At 61.9% G+C, this 17,509-nt stretch carries 17 protein-coding genes; 6 read left to right on the plus strand and 11 right to left on the minus strand.

What is annotated here, in order from left to right; translation table 11 throughout:
- Positions 1-10: 10 nt before the first annotated feature.
- The 8 genes from E8L03_RS01260 to E8L03_RS01295 all read right to left on the minus strand — a co-directional run bounded on the left by E8L03_RS01260 (position 11) and on the right by E8L03_RS01295 (position 7,032).
- Positions 11-673 carry a class I SAM-dependent methyltransferase gene (locus E8L03_RS01260; RefSeq protein ID WP_144234848.1) on the minus strand — a complete coding sequence of 221 codons (663 nt, stop codon included), beginning with the start codon at positions 671-673 and terminating at the stop codon, positions 11-13.
- On the minus strand, positions 670-1,797 hold the full coding sequence (locus tag E8L03_RS01265) for an aminoglycoside phosphotransferase family protein (protein WP_171266346.1): 1,128 nt from the start codon (positions 1,795-1,797) through the stop codon (positions 670-672). Before E8L03_RS01265 ends, E8L03_RS01260 begins: the two co-directional genes overlap by 4 nt.
- A complete protein-coding gene (locus E8L03_RS01270; RefSeq protein ID WP_144234846.1) occupies positions 1,784-2,449 on the minus strand; it encodes an HAD family hydrolase in 666 nt (221 codons plus the stop codon). The genes E8L03_RS01265 and E8L03_RS01270 overlap by 14 nt, the downstream gene beginning before the upstream one ends.
- Entirely contained in the window at positions 2,446-3,378 is a 933-nt protein-coding gene (locus tag E8L03_RS01275; protein ID WP_171266347.1) for a transketolase family protein, read from the minus strand. Before E8L03_RS01275 ends, E8L03_RS01270 begins: the two co-directional genes overlap by 4 nt.
- Complete coding sequence (locus E8L03_RS01280) at positions 3,375-4,253, minus strand: transketolase (RefSeq protein WP_144234844.1); 879 nt, start codon at positions 4,251-4,253, stop codon at positions 3,375-3,377. The genes E8L03_RS01275 and E8L03_RS01280 overlap by 4 nt, the downstream gene beginning before the upstream one ends.
- A gap of 70 nt (positions 4,254-4,323) precedes the next feature.
- On the minus strand, positions 4,324-5,268 hold the full coding sequence (locus tag E8L03_RS01285) for a GDP-mannose 4,6-dehydratase (RefSeq protein WP_216367928.1): 945 nt from the start codon (positions 5,266-5,268) through the stop codon (positions 4,324-4,326).
- Positions 5,269-5,336: 68 nt separating this feature from the next.
- The gene (locus E8L03_RS01290) at positions 5,337-6,401 is read right to left on the minus strand and encodes a radical SAM protein (RefSeq protein WP_171266349.1); all 1,065 of its coding nucleotides are present in this window, start codon (positions 6,399-6,401) and stop codon (positions 5,337-5,339) included.
- Complete coding sequence (locus E8L03_RS01295; RefSeq protein ID WP_208738213.1) at positions 6,394-7,032, minus strand: D-sedoheptulose-7-phosphate isomerase; 639 nt, start codon at positions 7,030-7,032, stop codon at positions 6,394-6,396. The genes E8L03_RS01290 and E8L03_RS01295 overlap by 8 nt, the downstream gene beginning before the upstream one ends.
- A gap of 787 nt (positions 7,033-7,819) precedes the next feature.
- Here E8L03_RS01295 and E8L03_RS01300 point away from each other — a divergent pair.
- Genes E8L03_RS01300 through wecB form a run of 3 tightly spaced genes read left to right on the plus strand, consistent with a single transcriptional unit; the run spans position 7,820 to position 10,939 of the window.
- The gene (locus E8L03_RS01300) at positions 7,820-8,701 is read left to right on the plus strand and encodes a dTDP-4-dehydrorhamnose reductase family protein (RefSeq protein WP_171266350.1); all 882 of its coding nucleotides are present in this window, start codon (positions 7,820-7,822) and stop codon (positions 8,699-8,701) included.
- A 43-nt stretch (positions 8,702-8,744) separates the two neighbouring features.
- Entirely contained in the window at positions 8,745-9,773 is a 1,029-nt protein-coding gene (locus tag E8L03_RS01305; RefSeq protein ID WP_171266351.1) for a polysaccharide biosynthesis protein, read from the plus strand.
- 38 nt (positions 9,774-9,811) lie between these two features.
- Positions 9,812-10,939: a non-hydrolyzing UDP-N-acetylglucosamine 2-epimerase gene (gene wecB / locus E8L03_RS01310; RefSeq protein WP_144234839.1), complete on the plus strand. Its 1,128-nt coding sequence runs from the start codon at positions 9,812-9,814 to the stop codon at positions 10,937-10,939.
- Between the two features lie 45 nt (positions 10,940-10,984).
- Here wecB and E8L03_RS01315 read toward each other — a convergent pair whose 3' ends face one another.
- The 3 genes from E8L03_RS01315 to E8L03_RS01325 form a co-directional block, all read right to left on the minus strand.
- Positions 10,985-11,656, minus strand: a complete 672-nt coding sequence (locus E8L03_RS01315) for a phosphocholine cytidylyltransferase family protein (protein WP_171266352.1) — start codon at positions 11,654-11,656, stop codon at positions 10,985-10,987.
- Complete coding sequence (locus E8L03_RS01320) at positions 11,653-12,897, minus strand: CDP-glycerol glycerophosphotransferase family protein (RefSeq protein ID WP_171266353.1); 1,245 nt, start codon at positions 12,895-12,897, stop codon at positions 11,653-11,655. Before E8L03_RS01320 ends, E8L03_RS01315 begins: the two co-directional genes overlap by 4 nt.
- A 232-nt stretch (positions 12,898-13,129) precedes the next feature.
- Positions 13,130-14,122 carry a glycosyltransferase gene (locus E8L03_RS01325; RefSeq protein WP_171266354.1) on the minus strand — a complete coding sequence of 331 codons (993 nt, stop codon included), beginning with the start codon at positions 14,120-14,122 and terminating at the stop codon, positions 13,130-13,132.
- Between the two features lie 404 nt (positions 14,123-14,526).
- Between E8L03_RS01325 and rpsL the strand changes: the two genes are divergently transcribed.
- From rpsL to fusA, 3 genes are read left to right on the plus strand one after another with little or no spacing between them, the layout of a single operon-like run.
- Entirely contained in the window at positions 14,527-14,898 is a 372-nt protein-coding gene (gene rpsL / locus E8L03_RS01330) for a 30S ribosomal protein S12 (RefSeq protein ID WP_144234835.1), read from the plus strand.
- 18 nt (positions 14,899-14,916) lie between these two features.
- Complete coding sequence (gene rpsG / locus E8L03_RS01335; protein WP_144234834.1) at positions 14,917-15,387, plus strand: 30S ribosomal protein S7; 471 nt, start codon at positions 14,917-14,919, stop codon at positions 15,385-15,387.
- A 15-nt stretch (positions 15,388-15,402) separates the two neighbouring features.
- Positions 15,403-17,484, plus strand: coding sequence for an elongation factor G (gene fusA / locus E8L03_RS01340; RefSeq protein ID WP_144234833.1), 2,082 nt, complete (start codon positions 15,403-15,405; stop codon positions 17,482-17,484).
- Positions 17,485-17,509: the final 25 nt, after the last annotated feature.

Consider the following 17,509-nt stretch of genomic DNA (forward strand, 5'->3'; position numbering starts at 1 on the left):
TGCTCCGTACCTATTCAAAGTAGATGAAGGAGTGGTCGCCGGTGTAACCGGTCTGCTGGAACCACCATTCCCATTCCTCGGGGGTGAAGAAGCACTCGCCGGTAAGAACCCAGCACATCAGGTTCACTTTTTCCTGTTCGTTCCTGTAGGACTCCACCACGATGTACTTGTTTTTCTTCCCGACGCGTTCGATCTCGCGTAGCGCCTTGTCCAGGTCCTGGCAGTAGAGATTGTGCAGCACGTTGAGCGATATGACGAAGTCGAAGCTGTTGTCCTCGTAGGGGAGCTTGGTGGCGTCCGCCACCTGCAGCATGGGGCGGACCTCCTCCTTGGCGTTTTCTATTGCGTACGAGGAGATATCCATGCCCGCGACCTCCAGCCCGGGGACAACCTGGGTGAGCTCGTACAGCAGAAATGCTTTGCCGCAGCCCACATCCAGAACCTTCTGGCCGGGTTTGAGGTTGTACTGCTCGGCCATGGCCTCCGCCACAACGCGCCAACGGCCGTCGTACTTGTAGCCGCCATAGCCGAACCGCCTGTCGCCGTCCCAGTACTCGTGGTCATACCGCTTGGCGACAGTGATAGTCTCCGCCTTGGGATACTCCATCATCCGTTTCAGGTAGTCGCGCTTGGTGCTGGTGTGCAGTGGGGTGAGAAAATCTATATAGCTCATATCTGGCTCCGGATCGAGTCGCTGAGGGTGGCCAGCCGGGGCAGGGAGGCGCTGAAGTACGCCCGTACCTTGGCCAGCTGTTTTGCACGGCGGGCTTCCGGGTCGCCGCCCATGGCGAAATGCCGCCGCGCATTATCTGTGGGTTTGAAATCATTGAGCATGATGCAGCACCACTTGAGCACATGCACTGGCAACAAATGCAGAGTCCGTTCCAATAATACTGTTTTTTCGGAAGTATCCGTGGTTACAGCCTCGGCCAATGCAAGCAAGGCGTTGCTTTGAAAGGAAAACGGCAGATGATGCGCCGGGTGGCACACGAAATCGCACAAGGTTTTGGCAGGGTCGTCCCAGCCCGCGTACTCGAAATCGAGAAACACCAGGCCGTAGGCGGTGCGCAGGGCGTTATGGAAACCGAAGTCGGATGGGGACAGGGTGCGGCGGGCGGGTTCCTCGTCCTGAATGTGCGCCAGAGCCGATTCCCGCTGCGTGTTCCAGGCAGGACGCAGCACGTTACGAACAAACTCGCATGCGTTCGCCATGGACTCGGACAAAGGGGCGCTCAGCGCCTCCTCAAGAACCTGCAACCGCCGATCCACGCACTCGAAATGGTCGGTCGGCTTCAGGCACGCTTCGGATGCCGGCGCCAGAGCGGCAGCTTCAGGATGGTGCGATGCGTCATGCAGCTTGGCCAGAAACGCCGCGGCCTCGGCTATTTCTTGGCCGAGCGCCTTGTCCGGCGGGTTGTCCTGAAGAGCCGCGCACGGTTCGCCTGTGACGTAGGTGTACAGTGCGATTCCGGCCTGCGCATCCATGCCCACAGGGCGAGGGATGCATGTGATGCCCCGGTCCGTGCAGAAGGAGAGGAAGGCGTACTCGTTGCCGAGCCGGTCGCGTTGATCCACCTGATGGCGGAAATAGTGCTTGAGGACCAGAGCCTCTGTGCCGGCATGGATGCGGTAGATCCGGTTGTTGCCGCCGCCTGTCAGTTGTTTGACGGATGTCGGCGCGCCATAGCCGGTGCTTTGAACAAGACCGATCGCCGCCTCGGCGATAGCATCCGGCAGTGCGCTGCAGACACCGTGAGAGCCACAGCCGCTTTTGGGCATATGGTCACACGCAGTCACCCGGCTCTCCTGGCTGGTTTTGGGGGAGCAAGGCGCGGAAGAAATCCGTGATAGCGGCCCAGGATTCCATAGTGAGCAACGTCCGGTCGGCGGGGGCACCACCAGCGGGAGACGCCGTTTTCGAAGATTGCGGGCGGAAAAGGATGGGCGTGGCCGTGGCCGGGAAGTCCGGGTCGGTCAGGAACTCCTCCAGATCGTCGATGAAGTAGCCGCAGCCGAGCGCGGCGATGCGCTGGAGCTTCTCGGCCTTGCTTTGCTCCAGAAAGACCTGGGACTCGTCCAGCATACCCGTGTCCACAAAGCCCTGCGCTACGAGCCAGCTCCGCGCCGCGGCGTGGAGGTCATGTCTGTCGCCGAGATAGGGGTACCGGGTCTTGTGGCTGACAACATGGACCTGGACCCCGTTGGCCAGAAGAAACGCGATGCACTCCGCTACCAGGGGATAGGGGGGCGCCGCGGCCAGGCCTGGGCCATACACATACCCTTGCAACTCGGTCCAGTCCGCTTCTCTGTCCATGGCGCGCAATGCGTCCCGCACGCCCTGCTTGTGGCGGGGCGCATCCGCCGGCAGCAGGCCGCGCTCCACAGCAGCGGCATGGAAGATGCCTTCGTAGCTCACAATGGTGTTGTCGAAATCAATGCCGACGATCACGCCATTTCTCCCCGGTGCAAGGCGGTGGCGATGCGCTCCGCAATGGCCCGGGCGCTGATGCCCTGGCTGGTTCTCGCCCATTCCTGGCCGCCGGCTTCGCAGATGAACGAATCCGCTGTGCCGCAGCGCAGCACACGCATGCGTCCGTTGTTTTCCGCGTTCCACTCGGCAACGGCGCTCCACGCCCCGCCGGCGGGAGAGTGCTCCTCCACCACGGCGACCACGTCGCACTCGCGGTCCAGCTGGGCGAGCAGAGCGGTATCCAGAGGCTTCACGGTGTGCAGGCTTACCACGCCGGCTTCGATACCCTGCGCGGCCAGGGCCTCCGCGGCCTCGACGGCCACAGGGGTCACGGTGCCCACGCCAAGAATGCAGACCTTGCCCCAGGGGCGCAGCACAATGCCCTTGCCGATCTGGAAATCCGGGATGTTCTGATGCACCAGGGGCTCGTTTTTCTTACCCAGGCGCAGGTATACGGGACCATTGTGCTCCAGGGCGGCGCGCAAGGTCAGGCGCGTCTCTACAGCATCGGCAGGGCAGATGACGGTCATATTGGGCATGGACCGCATCCAGCACACGTCTTCCAACGCGTGGTGCGTGGGGCCAAGCGAGGCGTAGGAAAGTCCCGCGCCCACACCCACCAGCACCACGGGCAGATTCTGGTAGCACAGGTCCAGGCGGATCTGCTCCAGGCACCGGCCCGTGTTGAAGGAAGCAATGGTGTACGTGACCGGCCGCATGCCGGAGAGAGCCATGCCGGCGGCAACGCTGGTCATGTTGGCTTCTGCAACGCCGCAGTTGAAGAAGCGGTCCGCGTGGCGCTCCTTGAAGCGGTCGAAAAGGCGATTACCGATATCCCCGGAGAGCACGGCAAGCTCGGGGCGCTGGTCGGCCAGCTGTGTGAGTTCGTCCGCCAGTGCGTTTCTCATGAGTGCAGCAACTCCTTGCGGGCCTGCTCGACTTCATCTTCCGTGGGGATGCGATAGTGCCAGTTGTTGTCATCTTCCATAAAGGAGACGCCCTTGCCTTTGGTCGTATGCGCAATAATCGCAAGAGGTTTTCCATACTCGGCGCGGGGCAGGGACAACAGGCTGCGCAGGGCCACAGGGTCGTGGCCGTCCACCTCCACCACGTTCCAGCCAAAGGCGAGCCATTTTGCGCCCAGGGGCTCCATGGCCAGAATCTCGCAGCTCCGGCCCGTGGCCTGCCAGCGGTTGAAATCCACCACGGCGCGCAATGAACCCAGCTTATGCGCTCCGGCCATCATGGCTGCTTCCCAGACCGAGCCTTCGTTGCATTCGCCGTCGCCGAGCACGACGCACGTGCGGTGCTCCACGCCCTGCATGCGGGCGGCCAGAGCCATACCCAGCCCGATGGACAAGCCGTGGCCCAGAGAGCCGGTGGCGGCTTCCACACCGGGAACACATGCGGGGCCGGGGTGCTCCTGCAGACATCCGCCGTCTACATTGAAGCCGTCGAGGACCGAACGATCGTAATAGCCCCGGCGCATGAGTACGAGGTACAGCGCGGCGGCGGCGTGTCCCTTGCTGAGGATGAAGCGGTCGCGTTCGGGAAGGGTCGCTTCGTCGGGGTTCAGGCGCAATCCGCCCCAGTACGCCGCGGTCAGAATATCTACGCAGGAAAGCGCGGAGCCCAGGTGCGGGGTGCGGGTGCGATGGCTGAGCGCCACAAGCTCGGCGCGTAACGCAGCGGCTTCGGCGCGCAAGGCATCGTCGTCCAGGTAGGCCTGTGTGGAACATGGCGCGGGTATGCCGCTCACATTCGCGGAGGAAAGGGAAGTCATATTGCGTTGCCTTTGTTGTTAGGCGCCCTATGTCTTGCCGGGCTGTCCCGTGGGGCATGCGTCCCGCTGTTTACGGCTTGTGGACGTATGCCTGCGGTTGTTGTTGCAGACAATCGAGGTTGCCACGGACCCAGTCGATGGTCCGGCGGATTCCGTCTTCCAAGGATGTGGTAGCCGTCCAGCCCAGCTCCTGCCTGACCTTGGTGCAATCAAGCGTGTAGGCGGCGTCCTTGCCCAGCCTGTCCCCGGTAATCCGCACATGCGTGTCGAAGTCCACGCCGGTCATGTCCGCAATCAGATGCACCAGGTCGCGGATGCTGATGTAGCGATCCGTGGACAGATGGTATGCGTTGCCAGGGGCGCCGCGGCGGGCGATTTCCAACGTGGCGTCCGCGACATCGCCTATGTAGATGAAGGAACGCACGGAACGTCCGCCGCCATGCAGCGGCAGGACTCCGCCGGTGAGGAACAGAAGCGCGGCGCGCGGAACAATGCGGTAGAGCTGCTGGCCCGGACCGAACACGTTGGCTGCACGGGTGAACACCACGGGGAAGTCGTAGGCCTTGTAGAAGGACATGAGGCTCATGTCTGCGGCGGCGCGGGAGACGGCGTACGGCGTGCTCGGGTTGTAGGGCGCTGCCTCGGTGATGTTGCCTTCTGTGGAGCCGTACACCTCCGGCGTGGATACGTGCACGTACTTCTTGAGGAAATCGCAGCGGCGCAGCTTATCGTGAAGCAGCACCTGGGACAGCGTGTTGGTGCGGAACCAGTGCTCGGGATGCTCCCAGCTTTCCGCAACCATGCTTTGGGAGGCGAAGTTTACGAAGTACGCGGGCTTCTCGGCGTGAACGAGCTCCATGATCGCGTCGAGGTCGTTGTTCACGTCGTACTGCGCGAACTGAAACCGGGACAGGTCCAGGTCCGGGTCCGTGCGGTACGGCAGAAAAACGGGATGCGGCTCCGGTGAACGGCTGACACCCAGAACGCGGTGCCCTTTGCGTAGGGCGGTTGCCACGAAATGGGACCCTGAAAACGAATTACTGCCTAGAACAAGTATCGTGTCCTGCACAACAAAGGCTCCGATCAGATGAAATTCACGTGCGCCGGCGGTGGCGTCAGCTTATCCAGCCACAGGTTGATTTGATTGTGCCGGCAGTTGGACTGGCATTGGCTCTTGTCGATTGTGTTGTTGATGTAGTCGAAGGCCTGTTGTTTCCTGTCAGCGTTCCATACGTCCTCAAAGGACGTGCTTCCCACATCGCCAAGTACTGTGTTGGGGTCGTCCTGGTGCGAAAAGCACGAGTAGAGCGATCCGTCCTCTCGGACATAGAGTATGAAGGGCAGGCCGTGGCATTGGGTGTACGGGCGGTTCCGCTGCAACGTATCCTTGGAGCGGAGGATGCACGCAAAGTCGTCCGTGGTCAGGGAATCGGCCATCTCCTGCAGCCCGGCCAGGTACTCGTCCGTCAGGAACGACATATCCGGGGCATACTCGTTTTTATTGTGCGGGTAGAAGTGCTTGATAACGAAGTAGTGCGCGCCGCGTTGCTTGAGCGTGGCGGCCAGGGCCGGGATGTCCTCGTGGTTTTCCGGCAGCAGCACACATTGCGAACCAATGGTAATCGGCGATGAGATGCGGTCGCGCACTTCGCGGAGCCGCGCGATGTTGCTCAGCACCTTTTCAAAGTCGCCGGGCCGGCCGCGATGCACCCGGGCGTAGCTCTCCGGCGTGCCGCCGCTGATGGAGAAACGGACCCACGTGAGCTCTTCGGCCATGGCGTTGATCTGCTCCGGCGTGAGCATGGCGCCGTTGGTGCTCATGGCCACGTCCGCGCCCGCCTCCTTAGCCGCGTGCACGGCGGCGAAGGTATCTTTGTGCAGGGTGGGCTCGCCGGCTCCCGCAAACACGATGCCTTTGACGCCGGCCGCCGCCAGCTCCTTGACCAGCTCGGGCATGCGGCCCTCGGGGAAAAAGCTCTTGTGGCCCAGGTAGTTGAAATTACAGAACAGGCAGCGATGGTTGCAGTGCCCGTTGGGCGATATCTCCGCATACAGCGGCCGTATGTCCCGGCCGGCCAGGAAGTCCGCGAGGCGGTCCGGATGGTAGATCAGCTTGTGCCCGTCCAGGGAGAGCTGGCTGCTACTCATTGCTCCACTCCTGCAGCAACCGGGTGAGCAGATGGCCCACCACCACCTGCACGTCCTCGGCCACCTGCATGTCATCGAGCTTGATGTGGATAGGGATGTCGCAGCAGTTGAGACATTCGCCGCCGTCATACCCCAGGAGGGCGGCGGTCTCCATGCCGAGCTCGCGGGCTGTTTCCAGAGCGCGGAGCACGTTGGGCGAGTTGCCGCTGCCGGAAAGAATCAGCAGGACGTCGCCTTCTCCGGCCATGGTGCGCAGCTGCTCGGAGTAGATCTCGGCGTAGGAGATGTCGTTGGCAAGGCAGGTGAGGATCGCTGGGTTGGCGCTCAGTGAATGGACACGCAGCCCTTTGCCCAGGTGCCGGCCAACGCCGTAGAGAAAATCATTGGCGATATGTATGGAGTTGGCCGCGCTGCCGCCGTTGCCGCAGATGAAAACCTGGCGATTCTCCGCAAAGGCGCGTTTGAGGCACTGGGTCAAACGCAGCACACCGTCCTCGTTCAGGAGCTGCAAGCCTTTTCTGAGGTTGTCGATGTACCGCTTGAACGTCAGGGACATGAGGTTGGAGGCCGCGTCTTGTGCCGGGGGGTACAGCATGTCTTCGGTGGCATTGGCCAGTTGGTGCTTACTCATACAGCCTCCTGATGAAGATATGAATGTTCGATGTTCAAATAAACGACAGAGCAGGCACCACGGCCTTTGCAAGCGGCATGCCTGCCTGTGTGGCCCGTATAGAGCCGTAGAAATATGGTGGTGATTTTTCCCCATACGACAAGGCAATCCCCCACGAGGATCAGACCGGTATTTTCCGGGCACGGAAGAGACAATGCAGGGCCGTCTGGGTCTGAACGCCGGGAGCCGGCTGCTTTCGCATTCACTGGGATCGAGGGGCAGCAGGCGTCTCACGAAGAACTGTCCGCCCCTCTCCGCGGCATGCCCGATTTCTTCTGGAATCTGTACTGCGGACAATTATTTCCGCTCTGAGCGATGGGAGAGGAGCGGTTTTCAGATTCTTTCCATGGTGTTAAAGACAACGCTGTTGACGGGGACGACCTCTGTCTTGGTCCGAATTTATTTGTAATACTTTGATATAGCTGCATTATGCAGCGTCGTGGCAGTCTCTGCCTCCTCCACACACCCTGTCAAGAAAATGACCCATGCCAATGCGCTGGTTTGGTTCTGTTATTGGGAATATGCATCACCCATGATACAATATCGACAAAAAAATTTGGAGTAGGGCCACGGCGTGCCGGAAATGCCGTAGCACCACGTTCGTTCCAGCCCTGTTGCGCAGGCCCACGGCGTTCGTCTTGGTTTGGTTTTTGCTAGCCAAAGACCGCTGAAGCCATTCGCGAAGCGAGATGGCGCCCGGCCGTTTGCGGGTCGAACTCTGTAATCCGTCGTTTTGGGGTGACGATTTATGGCTGTATTGGTTTTGGGCGGGGCCGGCATGCTGGGCCATCAGCTGGTGCGAGCGCTGGGAGAGTCCGGGGACGTGTGTTGTACGCTCCACGGGAGTCCCGAGAAGTATGCGGACTGCCCGGAGTACGTTACACGTCACGCATATTTCAATGTGGACGTGCTGGACCAGAGCGCGTTGCAGGCTGTCCTGGACGATTGCTCGCCCGACGCCGTGGTCAACTGCGTCGGCCTGGTCAAGCAACGGGACGAAGCCTCACGCCCTGCGGCCGCCATCACACTCAATGCACTCTTTCCCCATACGCTGTACGAGATGTGCGCCGAACGCGGCGCGCGGCTCATCCATATGAGTACGGACTGTGTCTTCAGTGGTGACAAAGGCATGTACGTGGACAACGACCTGCATGACGCCCGCGATGTATACGGCCGCACGAAATCCCTGGGTGAGGTAGGGGGGCCGGGCGCACTCACATTGCGGACCTCGATCTTCGGCCCCGAGCTGTTCACCAAACGCGGCCTGCTCGAATGGTTTCTTGCACAGAGCGGCGCAGTGCACGGCTATACCCGCGCCATCTTTTCCGGGTTTACCACGTACGAGATGTCCAGAATTATCATCATGCTGCTCAAGCGGGAGGGCGATGCCAGCGGAGTGTTCAACGTCTCGGCCGCGCCCATCTCGAAGTACGATCTGTTGTGCATGATCCGTGACGCCCTGGCCCTCGACATCGACATCGAACCGGACAACGCCGTGGCCCTCGACCGGAGCCTCGATTCCTCGCGGTTCCGCAGCACATTTGGATATACACCTCCCGCCTGGCGCGAGATGATCTCGGAGTTGGCAACCAGGCTCCGGGCCGAAAAACACCCGGCGCTGAAACAGTGAGCAGGCCACTCCGGGGCCAGCACGAAATCAAGGAGATAAGTGCATGTATTTCAAAGACAAGACAGTTCTGGTAACGGGCGGCACCGGCTCCATGGGAGGTCGTCTCGTACGGCGTATCCTGACCGGCGAAGAGGGACTCCCCAAAAAAGTCATCGTTTTCTCGCGCGACGAGGCCAAGCAGCACGACATGCGCGTGTCCCTGTCCAAGTCCAAGATCGTCACCGACGAAAAGATATACAGCAACTTCAGCCAGATGCTCGAATTCCGTATCGGTGATGTGCGCAGCTACGCCGATGTGTGCAGCGCCGTGCGCGATGCGGACGTCGTGATCAACGCGGCTGCGCTCAAGCAGGTGCCCACCTGCGAGTACTTCCCGGCCCAGGCCGTGCGCACGAACTGCCTCGGTGTCTCGAACATCATCCGCGCCATAAACGAGAACAGCTTCGACATAGAAACGGTCATCGCCATCAGTACGGACAAGGCCTGCAAGCCCATCAACGTGATGGGCATGACAAAGGCCATCCAGGAGCGGACAGTTATCGCCGCCAACATCCTCAACCCGGACACCCGCTTCATCGGCGTACGCTATGGCAACGTCATGGCTTCCCGCGGCTCTGTCATCCCCCTGTTCCACGACCAGATCCAGCGCGGCGGCCCCGTGACCATAACGCGACCCGAGATGACGCGCTTCCTCATGAGCATCGACGAGGCGGTGGATACCGTGTTCGCGGCCGCGAATGGCGCATTGCGCGGCGAGCTCTACATTCCCATCGCCCCGTCCGGCACGGTGCTGGACCTGGCGCATGCGCTCATCGGCGACCGTGACATCCGGGTGGACATCGTGGGCATCCGCCCTGGCGAGAAGCTCCACGAGATCCTGGTTTCCGAAGAAGAGGCGTTCAACACCGTGCGCCGCGGCGACTACTACGTCATCCGGCCCATGCTGCCGGAGCTGCGCAGTCCGGATGAGACCGAGGAAATCGCGCTTTCCAGCGATTTCAGCTCCAAGGACTCCGTGGTTCCCATCTACGAGGTGCGGGCCCTGCTCGACAAACATTCCATGCTTCTGTAGCGAGAAGGCACCCTCGCCAGCACAACCGGAGCCTGCCCATGAAAGTCGTGACCCTTGTGGGAACACGTCCCGAGCTCATCAAGCTCTCCTGTGTCATCGCCGAACTCGAAAAGCGCCTGGATCACGTACTCGTCCACTCGGGCCAGAACTACGACTACGAGCTCAACGAGGTGTTCTTCAACCAGCTCGGGCTGCCGGAACCGCACCATTTTTTGGGAATGGCAGCCGAAACGGCCGCGGAGGCTGTGGCCAAGGCTATCGCTGCGTTCGACAAGGTGCTTCGCACCGAGCGCCCTGACGCCATGCTTATCCTGGGCGATACCAACAGTTGCATGGCCGCCTATGCTGCCAAGCGCCTCAAGATTCCGATTTTCCATATGGAGGCCGGCAACCGCTGCTTTGACCAGCGCGTGCCGGAAGAGATCAACCGCGCGCTCATCGACCACATGAGCGACATCAACATGCCGTACACGGAGCATGCCCGCAGCTACCTGCTCCGCGAGGGCATCTCCCCGGAGACGGTCATCAAGACCGGGTCGCCCATGCGGGAGGTGCTGGAGCGCTTTGCCGCGGATATCGAGGCTTCCGGCGTGCTGGCGGAAACCGGGCTCGAACCCGGCGGCTACTTCGTGCTGTCCTGCCACCGCGAGGAAAACGTGGACGACGAGAAGAATCTCGAACGGCTCTTCGAGTGCGTCCGCAGGCTTGACGCGGAGTACGCCCTGCCTGTTGTCTTTTCGGTCCACCCCCGCACCCGCGTGCGCCTGGAGGCACTGGGCGGCAAGCTGCCGGACTCCGTCCTCCAGCACAAGCCGTTCGGCTTCTTCGAGTACATCAGGCTCCAGAAGAACGCGTACTGCGTCCTGTCGGACAGCGGCACGCTCACGGAGGAGTCAGCTCTGCTGGATTTCCCTGCGGTCATGCTGCGCCAGGCCCATGAGCGGCCGGAAGGCATGGATGTGGGAAGCGTCGTGATGGCGGATCTCGATCCCGAGACACTGCTCACGGCGGTGCGCGTGGTTACCAGCCAACGGGAACCGGGCCGCGAGCGCCAGTTCCAGGTGCCGGCGGACTACCGCGCGGACGATGTTTCCCGGAAGGTGGTGCGTACCATCATCAGCTACACCGGGTATGTGAACCGAACGGTCTGGAAGCGTTTTGACTGATGTTGCTGCCGGACCGCGGAGGATGTCCGGCCTTAAGCCGGCCCACTACCCGGCAAACATTTGCTGCGCTGCATGCCAGTCTTCCGGAAAGTCCACCTCGATGCAGCGGTGCTCGCTGATGTCCAGCGGCTTGAACGGCACCTTGTCGCGGATCATGTACTCCAGCCCGCGCTCGAAGTAGTCCTGGTCCTCGCAGCGCGCCAATGCGCGCGCCAGGGCCGGCACGTGTGAGGCGAGCACTTTGTTCATGCCCACGGCCTCGCCTTCGCCGTTTTCAATGGTCTTGGAGATGGCCGTGATACGGCCGTCCTCGTCCGTGCGGTACTTCACTTCTTCCTCGCCGCATTTTTTGCGATCCACGGCCACCACGTTGTGCGTTGTAGCCATGACCCCCTGGACAACGCCGGGATCGAAAACCACGTCGCCGTTGACCCAGAGTACATCGTCATCCAGATCCTCCAGCCCACAGAGCAGGCTTTTGGAGGTGTTGGTGATGTAAAACACGGGGTTGTAACGGTAGTAGACGTTGGGATGCTGCTCCATGATCAGCGTCTTCTTGAAGCCCACCACAACGATGATCTCGCGCACGCCAGCCTCGCGGAAAAGGCGTATCTGCCTGCCCAGGATGGTCTCGCCTGTGGGCAGGATGGAGAGCGACTTGGGAAATGGACGGCCCAGCCGACTACCGACGCCGGCGGCCAGGATTACCGCTTTCATGCTGTCGTCCTCCTCGTGATGGACGCGGTTTGCGGCGTGACGGCGCTCTGCGCCGCCATGGCCACCAAATGATCGAGTACGTACTGGTTCACGCGTTTGCCGGCCCCGTCGTCGTGGTGCGTAAAGCTCCGGGCCAGCAACGCGTCGCGCTCTGCCTCGTGCGGGTCCCCGTGGTCCAATACCTTGGCGAGGGCCGCATACAGCGCCTCCTCGTCGGCGGTCCTGATGCCCGGGGTCACGTCATCCATGTCCAGCATCAGCTCGCGGTTCCTGGTCACGTACGCCTCGTGGTCATACTGGAAGTAGACGATGGGCCGTTTGAGCAGGAGATAGTCGAAGTAGATGGAGGAGTAGTCCGTCACCAGGGCGTCGGCCAGGCGGAGCATGGGGTAGGGGTCAGTGTGCGAGGCGCAGACCCGGACATGCGGGTCGTTGCTGGCGATGCGCGCCTGTACGTACGGATGGAACTTGCAGACAAAGATGATCTTGTTGCGCCTGGCGAACTCCACAAGCTTGCCGGGGTTGATGGCGCCGTCGCTGAAGGGATCGCCGCCGGTGTCGCGGAAGGTGGGCATGTAGAAGACCACCCGCCAGCCTTCCTTGCGGCGTTGGCGCAGCTCGCCGTAGAGCGCAACGTCCACATTGAGCATGTCGTACTTGTCCGGCGGCCGGAGCATTGCGTCGTTGCGCGGGTAGCCGAGCTCCGGGAAGTCATTGGCCCCGAAGGCCCGGCCGAATGCGTGCTCGGTGAAGTAGGGCGAGGTGGAGAGCACGGCGTCGTACCCGCTGTAGTTGGCGCGCAGGTACTCGGCCTTCTCGGGCGTCATGTTCACGCTGGACTCGATCTCCGGAAAGCCGATGGCCTTGAGCGGGATGCCGTGCCAGAGCTGGAAGGTGCGCGCCTCTTCGAGCAGGGCGTGCACCGGGCTGTGGGAGCGCCACCAGAAGTCGTCGCTGACCACCACGGACGCACGCGCGCAGATCTGCACGGCCTCGGTATCCGGGAACAGGAGCACGGGCAGATTCTGCCGCGCCAGCAAGTCGCGCTGGGCCTGGTCGTGCGTCAGGAAGAACCCTTGCAGGTCGGGAAAATGACGCACGCAGTCGAGAAACGCGTACTTCACGTTGTCGATGAGCGCGCCGCCGATGCGGCCCATGAAGATGACGCAGTTGGCCTTCTTCGGCGTGCGGCGGGAAATGTCGGACAGGGCCTTGAGCGTCCCCGGATCGAACTCTGCCATGAGGCGTGCTCCTCCTTGAGCAGTACGGCGCAGACGTGGCGCCGCTGTTTCCGGTGGATTATGCAAGATGCACGCCGGAAAAGCCTGCCGGGAACGCGGCAGGAAAGGGCAGGGGAGGAGGCACGGCGATGCGTTCAGGCGCGTTTCAATAAATGCAGATAAAAGTCTTTGGAAGGGGGCCTGGGGGAAAGCCTCTTCAGAAAGGTTTCCCCCGGAGAATCCGTGCCTTTTCCTAGAGCGACTTGGCCTCGCGCAGGTAGAGCGCGGCTGTCCGGGTGCCGGCGTAGCTCTCGGCGAGGTGCAGGTAGATGACGTTGAGGAACTCGCGCTTGATGCGCCTGGCGTTGGCCAGGCGGTGCGCGGCCAGGGCGGGCAGGTCAAACCCGTCGAGCCACTGCTCGAACTGCTCGGCGCGGTGGAAGTCCCGATGGGCCGCATCCACCTTGGCCAGGCCGGAGGCAGCCACGCGGCGGCGGGTTGCCTCGTCGTCCAGCAGCTGACGCGTCAGCGCGGCCACGGCATCTGCGTCGCCGGGCGGGTAGAGGAAGAGGTCCTCGCCGTCGGTGAAAAGCTCGCGCAGGCCGTGGCCCACGTCCGGGGTAAGCAGACAGCAGCCGCAACCCAGAGCCTCGAACACGCGGAAGTTCAGGTCGCCGCGTTCGGACTCGTTGAGGATCAGCTTGCCGGTGGGGAAGAGCTCGCGGTAGGGCCCGCGCAGCATGGTCAGCGGCGCGCGTTCGGCCAGATCGTGCAAAAAGCGGTAGCGGCCCGGGGTCAGCTCCGCGTCCACCTTGCCCACGAAAAGCAGGTCGTGCGCCTGCTCGATCTCCGGCCGGGGCTTGTCCTCGGAGCGGGCAAAGAGCGGCAGCCACCGCAGGCGATCGTCGGGCAGCAGCCTGCCCCGGAAGGCGGCGATGTGGTCGCGCATGGCCACGGTGGCCAGGTCGAATCCCTGGGCGTACAGCGGGTGCCAGCTATGGATGTGCGTATCCACAAAGATGGCCACGGTGGGGCAGGGGAAGCGCTCCACGCTGCGGAGGAGCGGGACGGAGCTGCGATCGCCCAGGACGAAAAGCGATGGTTCGCCCCCGCATGCGGCGACCACATCGTCCCAGCCGATAAAGGCGTCGGCCAGGGGGATGTGGACGATGCGCCAGCCGCGAGCGGAAAGTCTGTTGGAAAAATAGGGGTTGCCGGCCCATGCTACGCAGGATGAAGGTGCCATCGTCTGGTATCGTGTCTGCTCGGGTTTAGAAAACTCGCTGGAAAGATTGGACAAAAGACCATCCAACTTTCGAGGGAAGGTGTCAAGCCGTGGGTGTTGTGGGTGCTCATATATAAGGAAAGAAGAGAAAAAAATGGTGAAAGGCAGGGAAAAATCGGGATTTTGTGCGGGTTTTCCTTGCCAGCGGTAAAATCCTCTTGTATGAGCAGCATTCCACGACGAAGGGGCATAGCCTTCCGCGCGCCGCTCCTTGGCCTTTTGAGGCCCATGCAACGCACCCGCCGAGTGACGAATGGGTGCATTCGCAATTTTTTTTGTCTGAAAGTTGTTGACAGTCGTCGGTGGATCACATATTTACCTCTGTCTTTGCACAGAACTTGATTCCCGTAAGTGGAGGAAGCTGCATGCCGACCATTAACCAGCTCGTACGCAAGCAACGAGCCAAGGTGCTCAAGCGCAAGAAAACGCCCGCGCTTCTGGAATGCCCCCAGCGCCGCGGCGTATGTACGCGTGTGTATACCACGACCCCTAAGAAGCCGAACTCGGCTTTGCGGAAAGTCGCACGTGTCCGCCTGACCAATGGCATCGAGGTCACAGCGTACATTCCCGGTGAAGGCCACAACCTTCAGGAACACTCCGTGGTTCTGATCCGCGGCGGCCGCGTCAAGGACTTGCCCGGCGTGCGCTACCATATTGTTCGCGGCAGCCTGGATACGGCCGGCGTCTCCGACCGTCGTCAAGGCCGCTCCAAGTACGGCGCCAAGCGTCCTAAATAGCACCGGAGGACGGAAGCCATGCCCCGCAAAGGATCCGTACCCAAGAGAGAGATCACTCCTGATCCGATCTACAAAAGCAAGCTGGCCGCAAAGTTCATCAGCCGCCTTATGGTTGATGGCAAGAAGAGCGTGGCCGAGCGCATTTTTTATCAATCCCTGGGCGAGCTCGCCGAGAAGACCAGCGAAGAGCCTCTGCGCGCCTTCGAGAAGGCCCTCGACAACGTAAAGCCGCACATGGAAGTCAAGCCCCGCCGCGTTGGCGGCGCGACCTACCAGGTTCCTATGGAGGTCCGCTCCGAGCGTCAGGTGGCTCTGGCCATTCGTTGGCTCATCAACTATGCCCGCGCCCGTGGCGAGAAGGGCATGGCCGGCCGACTGACCGGAGAGCTGCTCGATGCCTACAACAACCGCGGCGGCGCCGTGAAAAAGAAAGAAGATACTCACCGTATGGCCGATGCCAACAAGGCATTCGCCCATTACCGGTGGTAACGAGGAGTTCGAGCCGTGTCACGCGTCGTCCCAATCCCCAAGCAGCGCAATATCGGCATCATGGCCCATATTGATGCCGGTAAGACTACCACTACCGAGCGCATCCTGTTCTACACCGGCGTCTCGCACAAGATCGGCGAGGTTCACGACGGTCAGGCGACGATGGACTGGATGGCCCAGGAGCAGGAGCGCGGCATCACGATCACCTCTGCCGCGACCACGTGCTACTGGCGTGATCACCGCATCAACATTATTGATACGCCTGGTCACGTGGACTTCACCATCGAGGTGGAGCGTGCGCTGCGCGTGCTCGACGGCGCTGTCGCGGTGTTCGACGCCGTGGCCGGCGTTGAGCCTCAGTCCGAGACGGTGTGGCGCCAGGCCGATCGTTACAAGGTCCCGCGCATCTGCTTTGTCAACAAGATGGACCGCATCGGCGCCGACTTCTTCCGCTGTGTGGAGATGATCAAGACGCGCCTGAAGGCCAAGCCCGTGCCGCTGCAGATCCCCATCGGTTCCGAGGACGAGTTCCGCGGCATCGTCGATCTGATCACCGGCAAGGCCCTGATGTTCGACCAGGAGTCTCTGGGCGCTACCTACGAGACCACGGAGGTGCCGGAAGACCTGCAGGACATGTACGAGTCCATGCGTCTCGAGATGCTCGAGGCCGTGGCCGAGGAAGACGAGGCCCTGCTCGAGAAGTATCTCGGCGGCGAGGAGCCCACGGCCGAAGAGCTCGTAGCCGCTCTGCGCCAGGCCACCGTCAACCTCTCTATTGTGCCTGTCATGTGCGGCTCCGCGTTCAAGAACAAGGGCGTTCAGCCCCTGCTCGACGCGGTGGTGGACTACCTCCCCTCGCCGGATCAGGTTCACGCCATCAAGGGCGTGGACCCCGACGACGAGACCAAGGAGATCACCTGCCCCTGTGACGATAACGAGCCTCTGGCGGCGCTGGCCTTCAAGCTGATGGCCGACCCCTATGTGGGCCACCTCACGTTCCTCCGCGTCTACTCCGGTCACATCGAGTCCGGCATGACCGTCATCAACGGCGCCACCGGCCGCAAGGAACGGATTGGCCGCCTGCTGAAGATGCACGCCAACAAGCGTGAGGAAATAAAGTGGTCCGGTGCAGGCGACATCGTCGCCGCCGTCGGCCTGAAGGACGTGGCCACCGGCCAGACTCTCTGCGATCCGGCCCGCCCCGTGGTGCTCGAGTCCCTCGACATCCCCGAAGCGGTTATCGAGGTCGCCATCGAGCCCAAGTCCAAGGCTGACCGCGATCACCTCTCCGAGGCGCTGGCCAAGCTCGCCAAGGAAGACCCGTCTTTCCGCGTAAAGACGGACGAAGACACCAACCAGACCCTTATTTCCGGCATGGGCGAGCTCCATCTGGAAATCATCGTCGACCGCCTCCTGCGCGAGTTCAACGTCAATGCGAACGTTGGTAAGCCGCAGGTCGCCTACCGCGAGACTCTGACCAAGCCCACCAAGATCGACCACAAGTACGCCAAGCAGTCCGGCGGTCGCGGCCAGTACGGCCACGTGGTGCTGGAGCTCGAACCCGGCGAGCCGGGCGACGGTTACGTGTTCTCCGACGAGATCAAGGGCGGCGTCATTCCCAAGGAATACATCCCGTCCATCGGCAAGGGCATCCAGGACGCCATGAAGAACGGCGTGTACGCCGGCTTCCCCGTGGTGGACGTGAAGGCCAAGCTGGTCTTCGGCTCCTACCACGAGGTGGACTCCTCCGAGCAGGCCTTCTACATCGCCGGCTCCATGGCCTTCAAGGAAGGCTGCCGTCAGGCCGGCATGGCTCTGCTCGAGCCCATCATGGCGGTGGAAGTCGTCACCCCCGAGGAGTACCTCGGTGACGTCATGGGCGACCTCAACGGACGTCGCGGCCGTGTCTCCAGCATGGAGTCCCGCGCTGGCGCCCAGGTCGTTAAGGCAGAGGTTCCGCTGGCCGAAATGTTCGGCTACGCCACCGATCTGCGCTCTCGCACGCAAGGCCGCGCCACGTTCACCATGCAGTTTGACCATTACGAACGTGTGCCCGCCAACCTGGCCGAAGAGATCACCAAGCAACAAACTTCCTAAGAACGACACGGATCGTTTTATCAGC

The organism is Oceanidesulfovibrio marinus (assembly GCF_013085545.1).
Classification (GTDB): domain Bacteria; phylum Desulfobacterota; class Desulfovibrionia; order Desulfovibrionales; family Desulfovibrionaceae; genus Oceanidesulfovibrio; species Oceanidesulfovibrio marinus.

Bases quoted from the DNA above. Each gene is read 5' to 3' on its own strand.
- E8L03_RS01260 (WP_144234848.1), bottom strand. From the start codon at position 673: ATGAGCTATATAGATTTTCTCACCCCACTGCACACCAGCACCAAGCGC.
- E8L03_RS01275 (WP_171266347.1), bottom strand. From the start codon at position 3,378: ATGAGAAACGCACTGGCGGACGAACTCACACAGCTGGCCGACCAGCGC.
- E8L03_RS01280 (WP_144234844.1), bottom strand. From the start codon at position 4,253: ATGACTTCCCTTTCCTCCGCGAATGTGAGCGGCATACCCGCGCCATGT.
- E8L03_RS01290 (WP_171266349.1), bottom strand. From the start codon at position 6,401: ATGAGTAGCAGCCAGCTCTCCCTGGACGGGCACAAGCTGATCTACCAT.
- E8L03_RS01295 (WP_208738213.1), bottom strand. From the start codon at position 7,032: ATGAGTAAGCACCAACTGGCCAATGCCACCGAAGACATGCTGTACCCC.
- E8L03_RS01300 (WP_171266350.1), top strand. From the start codon at position 7,820: ATGGCTGTATTGGTTTTGGGCGGGGCCGGCATGCTGGGCCATCAGCTG.
- E8L03_RS01305 (WP_171266351.1), top strand. From the start codon at position 8,745: ATGTATTTCAAAGACAAGACAGTTCTGGTAACGGGCGGCACCGGCTCC.
- wecB (WP_144234839.1), top strand. From the start codon at position 9,812: ATGAAAGTCGTGACCCTTGTGGGAACACGTCCCGAGCTCATCAAGCTC.
- E8L03_RS01315 (WP_171266352.1), bottom strand. From the start codon at position 11,656: ATGAAAGCGGTAATCCTGGCCGCCGGCGTCGGTAGTCGGCTGGGCCGT.
- E8L03_RS01320 (WP_171266353.1), bottom strand. From the start codon at position 12,897: ATGGCAGAGTTCGATCCGGGGACGCTCAAGGCCCTGTCCGACATTTCC.
- E8L03_RS01325 (WP_171266354.1), bottom strand. From the start codon at position 14,122: ATGGCACCTTCATCCTGCGTAGCATGGGCCGGCAACCCCTATTTTTCC.
- rpsL (WP_144234835.1), top strand. From the start codon at position 14,527: ATGCCGACCATTAACCAGCTCGTACGCAAGCAACGAGCCAAGGTGCTC.
- rpsG (WP_144234834.1), top strand. From the start codon at position 14,917: ATGCCCCGCAAAGGATCCGTACCCAAGAGAGAGATCACTCCTGATCCG.